The 13967-nt window shown below is 65.0% G+C and carries 16 protein-coding genes; 14 read left to right on the top strand and 2 right to left on the bottom strand.

Annotated features, from left to right (window positions below):
* Window positions 1–408, bottom strand: a complete 408-nt coding sequence (locus tag EGT50_RS07535; RefSeq protein ID WP_127952398.1) for an amidohydrolase — start codon at window positions 406–408, stop codon at window positions 1–3.
* Between the two features lie 145 nt (window positions 409–553).
* On the opposite strand from EGT50_RS07535, the gene prmC reads away from it, so the two are divergent.
* From prmC to EGT50_RS07470, 13 genes are all read left to right on the top strand, one after another.
* Window positions 554–1447, top strand: a complete 894-nt coding sequence (gene prmC, locus EGT50_RS07530) for a peptide chain release factor N(5)-glutamine methyltransferase (protein ID WP_127952395.1) — start codon at window positions 554–556, stop codon at window positions 1445–1447.
* A 50-nt stretch (window positions 1448–1497) separates the two neighbouring features.
* On the top strand, window positions 1498–2160 hold the full coding sequence (locus EGT50_RS07525; RefSeq protein WP_127952392.1) for an L-threonylcarbamoyladenylate synthase: 663 nt from the start codon (window positions 1498–1500) through the stop codon (window positions 2158–2160).
* 64 nt (window positions 2161–2224) lie between these two features.
* Window positions 2225–3403 carry a glycosyltransferase family 4 protein gene (locus tag EGT50_RS07520; RefSeq protein WP_127952389.1) on the top strand — a complete coding sequence of 393 codons (1179 nt, stop codon included), beginning with the start codon at window positions 2225–2227 and terminating at the stop codon, window positions 3401–3403.
* A 37-nt stretch (window positions 3404–3440) separates the two neighbouring features.
* Entirely contained in the window at window positions 3441–3899 is a 459-nt protein-coding gene (locus tag EGT50_RS07515; RefSeq protein ID WP_164873361.1) for a hypothetical protein, read from the top strand.
* Between the two features lie 314 nt (window positions 3900–4213).
* Window positions 4214–5062 (top strand): F0F1 ATP synthase subunit A, encoded by an 849-nt coding sequence (gene atpB, locus EGT50_RS07510; protein WP_127952387.1) that lies wholly within the window; start codon window positions 4214–4216, stop codon window positions 5060–5062.
* A 74-nt stretch (window positions 5063–5136) separates the two neighbouring features.
* The gene (locus EGT50_RS07505) at window positions 5137–5388 is read left to right on the top strand and encodes an ATP synthase F0 subunit C (RefSeq protein WP_127952384.1); all 252 of its coding nucleotides are present in this window, start codon (window positions 5137–5139) and stop codon (window positions 5386–5388) included.
* 9 nt (window positions 5389–5397) lie between these two features.
* The gene (locus EGT50_RS07500; protein ID WP_127952381.1) at window positions 5398–5955 is read left to right on the top strand and encodes a F0F1 ATP synthase subunit B; all 558 of its coding nucleotides are present in this window, start codon (window positions 5398–5400) and stop codon (window positions 5953–5955) included.
* A 5-nt stretch (window positions 5956–5960) separates the two neighbouring features.
* Window positions 5961–6785, top strand: coding sequence for a F0F1 ATP synthase subunit delta (locus EGT50_RS07495; RefSeq protein WP_127952378.1), 825 nt, complete (start codon window positions 5961–5963; stop codon window positions 6783–6785).
* 61 nt (window positions 6786–6846) lie between these two features.
* A complete protein-coding gene (gene atpA, locus EGT50_RS07490) occupies window positions 6847–8490 on the top strand; it encodes a F0F1 ATP synthase subunit alpha (RefSeq protein WP_127952375.1) in 1644 nt (547 codons plus the stop codon).
* Between the two features lie 48 nt (window positions 8491–8538).
* Window positions 8539–9519: a F0F1 ATP synthase subunit gamma gene (locus EGT50_RS07485; protein WP_127952372.1), complete on the top strand. Its 981-nt coding sequence runs from the start codon at window positions 8539–8541 to the stop codon at window positions 9517–9519.
* Between the two features lie 6 nt (window positions 9520–9525).
* Window positions 9526–10974 carry a F0F1 ATP synthase subunit beta gene (gene atpD / locus EGT50_RS07480; protein ID WP_127952369.1) on the top strand — a complete coding sequence of 483 codons (1449 nt, stop codon included), beginning with the start codon at window positions 9526–9528 and terminating at the stop codon, window positions 10972–10974.
* Window positions 10975–10980: 6 nt separating this feature from the next.
* A complete protein-coding gene (locus tag EGT50_RS07475) occupies window positions 10981–11349 on the top strand; it encodes a F0F1 ATP synthase subunit epsilon (RefSeq protein ID WP_127952366.1) in 369 nt (122 codons plus the stop codon).
* 48 nt (window positions 11350–11397) lie between these two features.
* On the top strand, window positions 11398–11817 hold the full coding sequence (locus EGT50_RS07470) for a DUF2550 domain-containing protein (RefSeq protein WP_127953840.1): 420 nt from the start codon (window positions 11398–11400) through the stop codon (window positions 11815–11817).
* A 59-nt stretch (window positions 11818–11876) separates the two neighbouring features.
* Here EGT50_RS07470 and EGT50_RS07465 read toward each other — a convergent pair whose 3' ends face one another.
* Window positions 11877–12455 (bottom strand): cob(I)yrinic acid a,c-diamide adenosyltransferase, encoded by a 579-nt coding sequence (locus EGT50_RS07465; protein ID WP_127952363.1) that lies wholly within the window; start codon window positions 12453–12455, stop codon window positions 11877–11879.
* A 55-nt stretch (window positions 12456–12510) separates the two neighbouring features.
* Between EGT50_RS07465 and murA the strand changes: the two genes are divergently transcribed.
* Complete coding sequence (gene murA / locus EGT50_RS07460) at window positions 12511–13770, top strand: UDP-N-acetylglucosamine 1-carboxyvinyltransferase (RefSeq protein ID WP_127952360.1); 1260 nt, start codon at window positions 12511–12513, stop codon at window positions 13768–13770.
* Window positions 13771–13967: the final 197 nt, after the last annotated feature.

The raw sequence follows: 13967 nt of genomic DNA, 5'->3' as shown, positions 1-13967 counted from the left end.
TCAGGGAACGACCGTCGTCCCGACGCCCCCTTGCGCCAGAACGCACGGTTGACCCGCGCCGTTGGTGTAGACCCCGTCGATCGTTGTGATGACCGTGCCCGGCCCGGTGTCGGCGACGACCTCGGCACGGTTGCCGTTGTTGGTGAGTGTGGTGATCCCGGTGGCACCGGTGCTGGTGTTGACCCAGACCACCCTGCCTCCACCAGCTGGCGGAGGTTCGGGGACGCTGACCACGAGGCGGCCTCCCGGCAGGGCTGTGACGTCCACCGGGCCCATGCCGCCCGGGCAGATCGTCGGTGTCGGTTGTACGTTGAACGGCGCAGCGAGCGCGACCGCCGATCCAACGTACATGGTGGCTGTGGCGAGAACTGCGGTCGCGAGAATGCGGGCCGCGCTGGCGGAGAACATAGGAACGGTCCTTACTTCATCCGGCCCCCGTCTGACGATATTCAGACCGGTCGCATTCTATCGCCGTGCGGACCCCTCAAACCGGACGCAAGCTGTCCGCCACCTATCCGTGCTGGGTCTGTGACCGACATGGCAGTCTGTACCCGTGAGTCGACAACCTCTCCGCATGGCCATCATCGACGCAGCCGCCGAGTTGGAACGGGCCGGAGTTCCTTCAGCCCGGGTGGACGCTGAACTGCTCGCTGCCCACGTGCTGGGGGTAGAACGCACCCGGCTCGGGTTGGTGCCGCTGGTGGACGCCACCATCGTCGACGAGTACCGGGAACTGGTCGCCCGTCGTGCCCAACGAATACCGCTGCAGCACGTCACCGGATCGACGGCGATGGGCGATGTCACGCTCGAAGTGGGACCCGGCGTCTTCGTGCCGCGACCCGAAACGGAGCTACTCCTCGCCTGGGCTCTTGCGCATCTCGAGGCGTCTGGCCGGCGTGCGCCCGTTGTGCTCGACCTGTGCACCGGATCGGGTGCGCTCGCGCTGGCGATCGCACACGCGCGCCCGGACGCCATCGTGCACGCGGTCGAACTCGACTCCGACGCCCTCGGGTGGGCGCGTCGCAATGCGGATCGTCGGCGCGAGGCCGGAGACACGCCGATCCGTCTCGTCCAAGGCGATGTGACCGACCGTGGGCTGCTCACCGGACTGGAGGGCGGCGTTGATCTGATTGTTTCCAATCCTCCGTACATTCCCGAGAACGCAACGCTCGATCCCGAGGTTGCCGACCACGACCCTCACCCCGCGCTGTTCGGCGGATCCGACGGGCTGTCCATCATCAAGCCGATGATCAACAACATCGCCCGGTGGTTGCGCATCGGGGGCGTCGTGGGTGTTGAGCACGACGACACCAATGGCGCACAGGTCGCGGAGCTGTTCCGGGTCCGTCGCGTGTTCGACCACGTCGAGGAGCACCCGGACCTCGCCGGCCGGCCTCGATTCGTCGTCGCGCAGCGAATTGCCACCAACCTCGAGGCAGCGCGATGAAAGAGGCACGGCGATGACGGCGGACCCGCAGTGAATGGAAGGATGACAGCGTGAGCACTGTCTACGACTGCAAGGATCCCGACAATCGTGAAGCAGGACTGACCGCGGCGAAGAACGCGCTCAAGGCCGGCCGACTCGTCGTCCTCCCAACCGACACCGTCTACGGTCTCGGTGCTGACGCATTCGACGGCGACGCCGTTGCCAGCCTTCTGCGGGCGAAGGGCCGCGGTCGGGACATGCCGGTTCCAGTACTGGTCGGCTCTTGGAACACGATCGATGGCCTCGTGTACTCGGTGCGCCCGCAGGCTCGTGACCTGATCAAGGCCTTCTGGCCCGGTGGGCTGAGCGTCGTAGTGCAGCAGGCTCCTTCGCTGGCCTGGGATCTCGGCGACAGTCGCGGCACCGTGATGCTCAGGATGCCGTTGCACCCGGTGGCGCTCGAACTGCTGCGTGACGTCGGACCCATGGCCGTATCGAGCGCAAATATCTCGGGCCGGCCGCCGGCCACCACCGTCGAAGAGGCCCGCGACCAATTGGGTGGGGCGGCGAGCGTCTACCTGGACGGCGGCACCGCGACACACGCCCTGGCGTCCACGATCGTCGATATCACCTCGGACGAGCCGCGCATCCTTCGCGAGGGCGCTGTGCCTACCGCCGACGTCGCCGAGGCGCTCGGGGTTGCCGTCGAAACCTTGCTGCCTGAAGGAAAGTGATCCGTGATCGGACCCGTCGTGTTCAATCCCGCCCCCGCGCTGGCGGGCCGGTAGCGTCGTCGAAGTGAGTTCTGCGGATACGGCCGTGCTGGCGCTTGCCCAGGCAGGAAACGGGGCGGGCGTGCCGGTGCGCGAGTTGCTGCTGGTGCTGTTCACGGCGGCCGTGGTCACCTTCCTCGGGACCGGAGCCGTCCGGGTATTGGCCACCCGGTTCGGGGCCGTTGCGATTCCGCGTGACCGCGACGTGCATGTGCAGCCAATACCCCGTCTCGGCGGGGTCGGTATGTACGTCGGGATGCTCGTCGCGTTGCTCTTCGCGGGGCAGCTCCCGGCGCTGACCCGCGGGTTCGAGTTCTCGAGCGACATCAGTGCGGTCCTGGTGGCGGGTTTCGTGATCGTGCTGGTCGGGGTGATTGACGACCGTTGGGGTCTGGATGCACTGACCAAGTTCGTCGGTCAGGTCACCGCCGCCGGAATCCTCGCAGTCATGGGGGTCAGCTGGTACATCATCTACCAGCCGTTCGGTGACACCACGGTGATTCTCGACCAGCTGCAGGCGGGGCTCGTCACGGTCGCTGTGACCGTCGTGATGATCAATGCGATGAACTTCGTGGACGGTCTCGACGGGCTCGCCGCGGGACTCGGTTTGATTGCGTCGCTCGCGATCTGTGCGTTCTCGGTGGGGTTGTTGCATGACCAGGGTGGTGCAGCGAGCGCCTACCCGCCGGCCATGATCGCCGCGGCCCTTGCCGGAGCCTGCCTCGGCTTCCTGCCACACAATTTCCAGCCGGCGCGAATCTTCATGGGCGATTCGGGATCGATGCTGATCGGCCTGACGTTGGCGGCGGTGTCGACCAGCGCTTCCGGCCGGATCAGCTTGAGCGCGTACGGATCACGTGATCTGCTCGGTCTGCTGTCGCCGCTTCTGCTCGTGGGTGCCGTGATGTTCATCCCGATCCTGGATCTGTTGCTTGCGATCGTCCGACGGACCCGCGCGGGCGTGAGTCCGTTCAGTCCTGACAAGATGCACCTGCACCATCGGCTGCTGCAGATCGGGCACTCGCACCGCCGGGTCGTCCTGCTGATCTATCTGTGGGTCGCGATCCTCGCGTTCGGCGCCGTCGGGTCCGCGCTGATCGACCGACGCGTGGTCGTCCTGCTGGTGGCGGGAGGTCTGGTGTTCGCGCTTGTGGTGACGGCCGTGCCTTCATGGCGTGGGCTGCAGCTGGATCGCCGCCGGTAGGGGCGGGGCGGGCGGACGTCCTCTACCCTTGGGTCCCGTGACTTCGACCTCTGCGCCGTATTCTGCCGATCCGACCGCAGCCCTCCGCCGGGGACTTCGCTACGGACTTTTCGGGCTGCTCGTTCTCACCGTCGGCGGTGCGGCCGTCGCGAGCTTGGTCGACGGTCTGGCCGGGCTGTGGGGTGCCCTGCTCGGTGCCTCGGTCGGCGGAGGGTTCATCCTGTGCACGGCGGTAGCCGTGCTGTTGACGGCCAGGCTGCCGGCGATGACCGCAGGCGCGGTCCTGCTCGGAAGCTGGTTGTTGAAGATGATCCTGGCGATCACGGTGCTCGCGATCCTCGATCCGCTCGACTTCTACAACCGCCAGGCGATGGTGATCGTCATTGTCCTGTCGCTGGTGATCGTGCTGGGCGCGGAGACCTACGGGGTACTGAAGACAAAGGTTCCGTATGTGTCGCCGACCGAGTCCGACGAGGACTCGGGAACTGCGCAGTAGGTCCAGGCAATCGGTTTGCGGAACGTGTTCCAAAGCCCTAGGGGACCCCGTCTACACAATGTCGTAGATGTCTTGGTAGTCTCTGGGCCAGGCAAGCGCGCTGACGACGGGAAAGTCCATAAAACCCGGCGTCTCGGTGTTTGCTGGCGACAGGGGTCGTCGGAATTGTCCGAAGCAAAGGTTCGGATGGAACCGCCTTCTCGTTGCCGAGTCGACGACAGTCGCCGACACCGACAGACGCCAGGACCGGTTCGCCCGAGTCTCGAGCTGCTGACGAATACGCGAGCCGACCTGGTCGACTTGTTAGATCGTCAATGTCCGATCGAACCGCAGACAGCAATGCCTGCGGCCGACTACGGGAGAGACCGCTGAGCGTCACCTTCATGGCCGCGAGTGAATATACGCCGCCGTCACTCGATGATTTCTACCCGCCAGCGTTGTTGTTCGAGGGTACTCCCTTCGAGCTCGACCGACTGATGTTGATCCGTCTGCTGATGTCGGCAGTGGTCGCGCTGTTCTTCATCATCGCGATGCGGAGCCCGAAGATCGTTCCGCGTGGCGTCCAGAACGTCGCCGAGTTCTTCCTCGATTTCGTTCGGATCAACATCGCCGAAGAGATCCTCGGCAAGGAGCAGGGCAAGCGCTTCCTGCCGATCATCACGACGATCTTCTTCATTGTGCTGGCAAGTAACCTCGCGAGTATCACCCCATTCCTGAATATCTCGCCAAACGCGAGAATCGGTATGCCGCTGGTGCTCGCGGTAGTGGCCTACGTCACATTCAACTACGTCGGTATCAAGAAGTACGGCTTCTTCAAGTACGTCAAATCGAGCGTCGTGGTGCCAAATGTGCCGATTTTTCTGCACTTCCTGCTGATCCCGATCGAGTTCCTCTCGACGTTCGTGCTCCGGCCGTTCACGCTGACGGTCCGACTCATGGCCAACATGCTTGCCGGGCACATCCTGCTGGTGCTGTTCTTCAGCGCCACCCAGTACTTCTTCTTCACCGCCGGAGGGTTCGAGGCGATCTTCGGTATCCCGTCGATCATCGCCGGCGTCGCCATGACGTTCTTCGAACTCCTGGTTATCGCCCTGCAGGCCTACGTCTTCGCACTGCTCACCGCGGTGTACATCGACCTGGCCCTACACGCAGACTCGCACTGACCACTCATACATATCGACAGACCTGACCCACCCGCCGACCGGCGGTGGGAAACAGAAAGGGAACGGAACACCACATGAGCGTTGCGCTTCAGGCAGTTGAGGTCCTCGCGCAGGAAGAGACCACTTTCAGCGGTCTCGGTGCAGTCGGCTACGGCCTCGCCGCCATCGGCCCCGGCATCGGCGTCGGTATTGTCGTCGGTAAGGCGATCGAGGGCATGGTCCGCCAGCCCGAGATGGCCGGCCAGGTGCGTACCATGATGTTCCTCGGTATCGCGTTCACCGAGGCCCTGGCACTGATCGGCCTTGTCGCCGGCTTCATCTTCTAAGAACACACCATGTCAACCACCATTGCATTGCTCGCGGCCGAGGGGGAGTACAACCCCCTCCTGCCCGCGACGTATGACATCACTTGGTCGATCGTTGCCCTGGTGGTCGTCGGGTTCGTCTTCTGGAAGTTTGTCCTTCCGATGTTCCAGAAGGTTCTCGCCGAGCGCACCGAGCAGATCGACGGCGGCATCAAACGTGCCGAAGAGGCTCAGGCCGAGGCCAAGGCTGCACTGGAGCAGTACCATGCCCAGCTCGCTGAGGCTCGGAGCGCCGCCGCCCAGATCCGTGAGGAAGCACGTACCCAGGGCCAGCAGATCATCGCCGAGATGAAGGCACAGGCCCAGGAGGAGAGCGACCGCATCGTCGCTGCCGGTCACAGCCAGTTGGTCGCGCAGCGCCAGCAAATCGTGACCGAGCTGCGGGCCGAGCTCGGCAGGACCGCTGTCGACTTGGCCGAGAAGGTCATCGGGGAGTCTCTCGCCGACGACGTGCGGCGTACTCAAACGGTCGATCGTTTCCTCGACGAGCTGGACGCTGTCGGCGCCGATTCCGCAGCAGGAAAGTGAGCACCATGTACGCAGCGAGCCGTGAAGCCCTGACGCAGACTCGTTCTGCGCTCACCGCGGCGTTGGATTCCGTTTCCGCCGGCGCGGCCACCGCGGCCGCGGCGCAGGCCGGATCCGAGCTGTTCTCGGTGGTCGAGGTTCTCGACGGTCAGCGCGGTCTCCGGAGCGCGCTCGCCGACGCGTCCGCGCCTGCTACGGGTCGGCGAGGCCTGGCCCGCCAGGTGTTCTCCGGGAAGGTCGGCGCCGAGGCGCTGGCAGCCCTCGAGACCGCCGTGGGCCAGGACTGGTCGTCCTCGGCAGATCTGCTGAACTCCCTGGTCACGCTCGGGCGTGAGTCCCTGCTTCGGGCTGCGGCCGACCAGAACCAGAGCGATGCCGTCGAGGACGAGCTCTTCCGCCTCGGCCGCATCGTTGCGGGGAACCCGCAGTTCGAGCAGGTCCTTTCGGATCTTTCGACACCGGTCGCCGGCAAGCGCGAACTGCTGTCGAGGCTGCTGTACGGCAAGGTCACCGCGATCACCGAGGCCCTGGCCATCCAGGCCGTCGGTCGGCTGCGGTCCGCTCCCGCGGACGCGTTCGACGAGTTGTCGGCACTGGCCGCCGCCCAGCGGAACAGGGCCGTTGCGCACGTGCGCAGCGCCTCGGCGTTGTCGAGTGCACAGCTCGATCGGCTTGCGGCGACGCTGACCCGCACCTACGGCAAGCCCGTCACCGTGCACGTGGAGGTCGATCCAGACCTTCTGGCCGGCATGGTCGTCCGGGTCGATCACGAGGTCATCGACGGGAGCGCGGCCGGCCGCCTCGCTGCCCTGCGAAAGACCTTCAAGTAGCCGACGACCGAACACATAGTCCCGATCTTTTCGAAGACCAGATACCGAGAGCAGGAAAAACATGGCGGAGCTGACGATCTCCTCCGACGAGATCCGTAGCGCGATTGAGACCTACACCGCGAGCTACTCACCGGAGGCCTCCCGTGAGGAGGTCGGCGTGGTGTCCGACACCAGCGACGGCATCGCACACATCACCGGCCTGCCGTCGGCGATGGCGAACGAGCTGCTGGAGTTCCCGGGTGGTGTGCTCGGCGTGGCCCTGAACTTGGATGCGACCGAGATCGGTGCCGTCATCCTGGGTGACTATGAGCACATCGAAGAAGGTCAGGAAGTCCGGCGGACCGGCGACGTTCTGTCGGTGCCGGTCGGCGACAGCTTCCTGGGCCGCGTCGTCGACCCGCTGGGCCGCCCGATCGACGGGCTCGGCGACATCGCGACCACCGAGAGCCGCGCACTCGAGCTGCAGGCCGCTTCCGTGCTCGAGCGTCAGCCCGTCGAGGAGCCCCTGCAGACCGGCATCAAGGCCATCGACGCCATGACCCCGATCGGCCGTGGCCAGCGTCAGCTCGTCATCGGTGACCGCAAGACCGGTAAGACCGCGGTCTGCGTCGACGCGATCCTGAACCAGAAGGCCAACTGGGCGACCGGCGACCCGAAGCAGCAGGTCCGCTGCATCTACGTCGCAATCGGACAGAAGGGCTCCACCATCGCGGGCGTCAAGGCGGCCCTCGAGGAGCAGGGTGCGATGGAGTACACCACCATCGTCGCCGCTCCGGCCTCCGACTCCGCCGGCTTCAAGTGGCTCGCACCGTACACCGGTTCGGCCATCGGACAGCACTGGATGTACCAGGGCAAGCACGTCCTGATCGTGTTCGACGACCTGACCAAGCAGGCCGAGGCGTACCGTGCCATCTCGCTGCTGCTGCGTCGCCCGCCGGGACGCGAGGCCTACCCCGGTGACGTGTTCTACCTGCACTCGCGTCTGCTCGAGCGTTCGGCGAAGCTGTCCGACGAGCTCGGTGGCGGCTCGCTCACGGCCCTGCCGATCATCGAGACCAAGGCCAACGACGTCTCGGCGTACATCCCGACCAACGTCATCTCCATCACCGATGGTCAGGTCTTCCTCGAGTCCGACCTGTTCAACAAGGGCATCCGCCCGGCGATCAACGTCGGTATCTCGGTTTCCCGAGTCGGCGGTGCCGCGCAGACCAAGGGCATGAAGAAGGTCTCCGGTTCGCTGCGTCTGGAGCTGGCTCAGTTCCGCGAGCTCGAGGCCTTCTCGGCCTTCGCCTCCGACCTCGACGCCGCCTCGAAGGCTCAGCTCGAGCGCGGCCAGCGCCTCGTCGAGCTGCTCAAGCAGGACCAGTACTCGCCGATCCCCGTCGAGGACCAGATCGTGTCGATCTACCTCGCCGGCGAGGGTGTGTTCGACTCCGTTCCGGTCGCCGACGTCCGTCGTTTCGAGGCCGAACTGCTCGAGGACTTGCGCCGCAACGCCAGCAGCGTCTACGAGCAGATCAAGGGTGGCAAGGCTCTCGATGAGGATTCGATCGCGGCGCTGAAGGTCGCGACGGAGAAGTTCAAGGCCGGCTTCCTCACCACCGACGGAAAGCGCGTCGTGAACGAGGCCGAGGCCGAGGCACTCGACGCGTCCGAGGTCGGCCAGGAGACGGTCACCGTCAAGCGCACCACGGTCAGCAAGTGAGCGTGATCCCCATGATCCAGCGACATCTGAAGGGAGAGTGACCGCTAGATGGCTAGCATTCGCGAACTGCGTTCTCGCATCAAGTCGGTCAACTCGACCAAGAAGATCACCAAGGCTCAGGAACTGATCGCGACGTCGCGCATCACCAAGGCGCAGGCGCGTGTCGCGGCCTCGAAGCCGTACGCCGAGGAGATCACCAAGGTCCTGTCCGAGCTTGCGAGCGCGTCGGCTTCGCTCGACCACCCGCTGCTCAACGAACGCCCCAACCCGAAGCGTGCCGCAGTCCTGGTCGTGACCAGTGACCGCGGAATGTGTGGTGGGTACAACGCCAACGTCCTCAGGGAAGCCGAAGAGTTGCTTCAGCTCCTGCGTTCCGAGGGCAAGGAGCCGATTGTCTACGTGCTCGGTGCCAAGGGCCTTGCCTACTACACCTTCCGGGGCCGGACGACCGGGGGCGCGTGGACCGGATTCTCGCAGGAGCCCGGCTACGCGGACGCCGCGCGGGCGAGCCGTCATCTCGTCGAGTTGTTCATGGCGGGCTCCGGCTCGGACGTCGAGGCGCCGAACGGCGAAGGCACGATCGAGGGCGTCGACGAGCTCCATATCGTCTACACCCGATTCGTGTCGATGCTGACCCAGACCCCGGAAGTTCGCCGCATGGCGCCACTCGAGGTCGCTTACACCGAGGACCACATCGAGCTGGGCGAGGACATGCTGTCCAACGGCCAGCACGATGGCAGGGACGGTCCGACGCCGGTGTACAACTTCGAGCCGGAGGCCTCGACGCTGCTCGCGGCTCTGCTGCCGAAGTACATCAGCACGCGTATTTTCGCGGCGCTGCTGGACTCAGCCGCCTCGGAGTCTGCCGCTCGTCGGACCGCGATGAAGGCGGCCACCGACAACGCGACGGAGTTGGCCAACACCCTGAGCCGTCAGGCGAACCAGGCTCGCCAGGCCCAGATCACCCAGGAAATCAGCGAGATCGTCGGCGGCGTTGACGCACTCGCCTCGAGTGCAGGAAGTGACTAGAAGCACATGACCGCAGCAGTTACCGATACCAACGCCAGCGCGGCGTCGGCACTTGCCGGCCGCGTCGTGCGCGTCATCGGCCCCGTCGTGGACGTCGAGTTCCCACGCGGTGCCGTGCCTGATCTGTTCAACGCCCTGCACTCGGAGGTCACCCTCCCGTCGGTGGCGAAGACGCTGACCTTCGAGGTTGCGCAGCACCTGGGCGACAACCTGGTCCGCACCATCTCGATGCAGCCGACCGACGGTCTGGTCCGTGGTGCCGCCGTGCATGACACCGGCAAGCCGATCTCGGTTCCTGTCGGTGATGTCGTCAAGGGCCACGTGTTCAACGCCCTCGGCGACTGCCTCGACGCGCCGGGCACCGGTCGTAACGGCGAGCAGTGGGGTATCCACCGCAAGCCCCCGGCGTTCGATCAGCTCGAGGGCAAGACCGAAATCCTCGAGACCGGTATCAAGGTCATCGACCTGCTGACCCCGTACGTGAAGGGCGGCAAGATCGGTCTGTTCGGCGGCGCCGGTGTCGGCAAGACCGTTCTGATCCAGGAGATGATCACCCGTATCGCGCGTGAGTTCTCCGGTACGTCGGTGTTCGCCGGCGTCGGTGAGCGCACCCGTGAGGGCACCGACCTGAAGCTGGAGATGGAGGAGATGGGCGTCCTCCAGGACACCGCTCTCGTCTTCGGTCAGATGGACGAGCCGCCGGGAACCCGTATGCGCGTCGCGCTGTCCGCGCTGACCATGGCGGAGTACTTCCGCGATGTCCAGGGGCAGGACGTTCTGCTGTTCATCGACAACATCTTCCGGTTCACCCAGGCCGGTTCCGAGGTCTCGACCCTGCTGGGTCGTATGCCGTCCGCCGTGGGTTACCAGCCGACTCTGGCTGACGAGATGGGTGAGCTTCAGGAGCGCATCACCTCGACCCGTGGCCGTTCGATCACCTCGCTGCAGGCGATCTACGTTCCCGCCGACGACTACACCGACCCGGCGCCGGCCACGACCTTCGCGCACCTCGATGCGACCACCGAGCTCTCACGTCCGATCTCGCAGATGGGTATCTACCCCGCTGTCGATCCGCTGACGTCGACCTCGCGCATCCTCGAGCCCGGCATCGTCGGTGCCGAGCACTTCCGCGTCGCGAACGAGGTCAAGCGAATCCTGCAGAAGTACAAGGAACTGCAGGACATCATCGCGATTCTCGGTATGGACGAGCTCTCCGAGGAGGACAAGGTCCTCGTCGGTCGCGCCCGTCGCATCCAGAAGTTCCTCGGCCAGAACTTCATCGTCGCCGAGAAGTTCACCGGTGAGGTCGGTTCGGTTGTGCCGCTGCGCGACACCATCGAGGCGTTCGACCGCGTCTGCAAGGGCGAGTTCGACCACCTGCCGGAGCAGGCCTTCAACAGCTGCGGTGGGCTCGACGACGTCGAGGCCGCTGCCAAGAAGATCACCGGAAAGTAGACCGACATGGCTGAGATGACCGTTGAACTCGTTGCCGTCGAGCAGCGACTCTGGTCTGGATCGGCGAAGCTGGTCACCGCCCAGACGACCGAGGGAGAAATCGGCGTCATGCCCGGACACGAGCCGGTCCTCGGCCAGCTCGTCGAGGCCGGCGTGGTTGCGATCACGACCGTCGACGGCGATCGCGTGGTCGCGGCCGTGCACGGTGGTTTCCTCTCGGTGACCGCCACGACGGTGACGATCCTCGCCGAGGCAGCCGACCTGGCCGAGGACATCGATGTCGAGGCGGCCAGGGCCGTCCTGGCGGAGACGAACGAGGACCAGGAGGCGCTTGCTGCCGCCAAGGGCCAGCTGCGAGCAGTCGAGCGCGCCTGATCCCTTTACGAAGAGCCGCGACGGAGCCGACGAGCAGTGACAATCGGGATGGTTGTTCTCATCATTCTGGTAGTCCTGCTCGCGGCGTGCGTCGCGGCTTTCGTGTACCGGCTGACGGTGTTGCGTCGCGGTGGTACTGCGGCGATTCTGCGGATCACCCCGGCCCTTGGTGGGAGCGGCTGGCGGCACGGGGTGGTGCGCTACGGCGACGGCGTTCTCGTGTTCTACAAGCTGTCGAGTCTGCGTCCGGGTCCGGATTCCCGAATGTCCCGCCAGGGCATCGAGATCCGGGCCCGGCGCGGTCCGGTCGGAGACGAGTACGACATCATGACCGACGAGATCGTGATTCTCGAGGTCATTGACAGTGACCGCACCTACGAGATCGCGCTTGATCGTGGTGCGTTGACCGCGTTCTTGTCCTGGGTCGAATCGAGGCCTTCGGGGCGTTCGATGCGCGGCCGTCAATAGGTTGTGCCGAGGGAAGGCCGTCAGGCCTTCCTTTCGTCATATGTAGGTGGGTCGACGGTTCAGGCGCCGCCGCCAGCACCAGGTTTCCAGAGGACGTCGCCACCGGGATTGGCGAGGCGGCTGACGATGAACAGCAGGTCCGACAGCCGGTTCAGGTACTTCGCCGGTAGCACACTCGTATCGTCCGGACTTGCCTCGACAGCGGCCCACGCCGAGCGCTCGGCCCGCCGCGCAACGGTGCGTGCGGAGTGCAGGAGCGCTCCCAGCGGAGTCCCACCCGGAAGGATGAAGGAGTTCAGGGGCTCGAGTCGTTCGTTGAACTTGTCGCACCAAGCTTCGACGCGGTCGATGTAGGACTGTGTCACTCGCAGCGGCGGGTACTTCGGTTCGGCGACGATCGGCGTGGAGAGATCGGCGCCGGCATCGAACAAATCGTTCTGGATCTGTCGGAGAACTTCGACAATCTCCTCGGGCGGCTCGCCCAGCGCCAACGCGACACCGATGCTTGCATTGGTCTCGTCGCAGTCCGCGTACGCGACAAGGCGTGGATCGTTCTTCGACACGCGGGAGAAATCACTCAAGCCAGTCGTCCCGTCGTCGCCGGTGCGGGTATAGATCCGTGTCAGATGCACAGCCATGGGCTAACGGTACCGCTCACCATGAATCGCATTTCCCTGGCTAGGCTGTGCGACTGTGAGTGAACGCTTTCTGGTCACCGGCGGAAACCGACTCGTCGGTGAGGTTTCAGTGGGTGGGGCGAAGAACAGCGTCCTGAAGTTGATGGCTGCCGCACTGCTGGCCGAGGGTACGACCGTCATCAGCAACTGCCCGGCCATTCTCGACGTCCCGTTGATGGCGGATGTGCTGCGCGGTCTGGGGTGCGAGGTCGTGCTCGAGGGCGACGTTGCAACGATCACGACGCCGGCGCAGCCTAAATATCACGCGGATTTCGCCGCAGTCCGGCAGTTTCGGGCATCGGTCTGTGTGCTCGGTCCCCTCGTCGCACGGTGCCGTAGGGCAGTCGTCGCGCTTCCCGGCGGTGACGCCATTGGGTCGCGTCCCCTCGACATGCACCAGTCCGGCCTTCGACTGCTCGGTGCGCACAGCGAGATCGAGCACGGATGCGTCGTCGCCGAGGCCGACGACCTTCACGGCGCCAATATCAGGTTGGCATTCCCGTCCGTCGGCGCAACCGAGAACATCTTGATGGCGGCTGTCCTGGCGAAGGGCGACACGGTCATCGACAACGCTGCACGCGAACCGGAGATCGTGGATCTGTGCAACATGCTGACGCGTATGGGCGCCAAGATCAGCGGTGCGGGCTCGACCACGCTCACGATTCGGGGGGTCGAGCGGCTCGAGCCGACGTCGCATCGCGTGATCGGAGACCGGATTGTCGCGGCCACGTGGGGAATTGCGGCAGCCATGTCGCGCGGGGACGTCTTCGTCCGCGGTGTGAACCCCAACCACGTGTCACTGGTCCTCGACAAACTCCGGGTAGCAGGCTCTCAGATCACAGTGGAGGCAACCGGCTTCCGCGTCGTTCAGGCCAACCGTCCCCAGGCAGTGAACTTCGCGACGCTTCCCTACCCGGGGTTTCCGACGGACCTGCAGCCTATGGCTATCGGTCTGGCTGCCATCGCCGAGGGCACCTCGATGATCACCGAGAACGTCTTCGAGGCACGGTTCCGGTTCGTGGAGGAGATGATTCGACTCGGTGCCGACGCACGAACGGACGGACACCATGCGGTTGTTCGTGGTGTTCCTGAGTTGTCGAGTGCACCTGTGTGGTCCTCTGACATTCGCGCGGGGGCCGGTCTTGTGTTGGCAGGTTTGGTTGCTGATGGCGTGACCGAAGTGCACGACGTCTATCACATCGATCGGGGATACCCGAGGTTCGTCGAGGATCTCTCGGATCTCGGGGGCGACATTCGCCGAGTCGGCACAGAGTGAGTGGCGCGCGAGATTCTGTGCTCGGCGTCACAAAGTCGTCTTCTGTCTACTATCGGCCGGCTTCCAGCGGGTGACCTGGGTGAATGTGGTGTATTCGGTTGGCGACCTGGTGGTTTGACGGTGGGGAAACGCAGGCGTAACTTGGTTCGGGTCAGAGCGGCTCGGACACCGACCCGGACGCGATCGTTTGTTTGATC

Source organism: Rhodococcus xishaensis (assembly GCF_004011825.1).
In the GTDB taxonomy this organism is placed as follows: domain Bacteria; phylum Actinomycetota; class Actinomycetes; order Mycobacteriales; family Mycobacteriaceae; genus Prescottella; species Prescottella xishaensis.
This window is presented reverse-complemented; position numbering and strand designations above follow the sequence as displayed.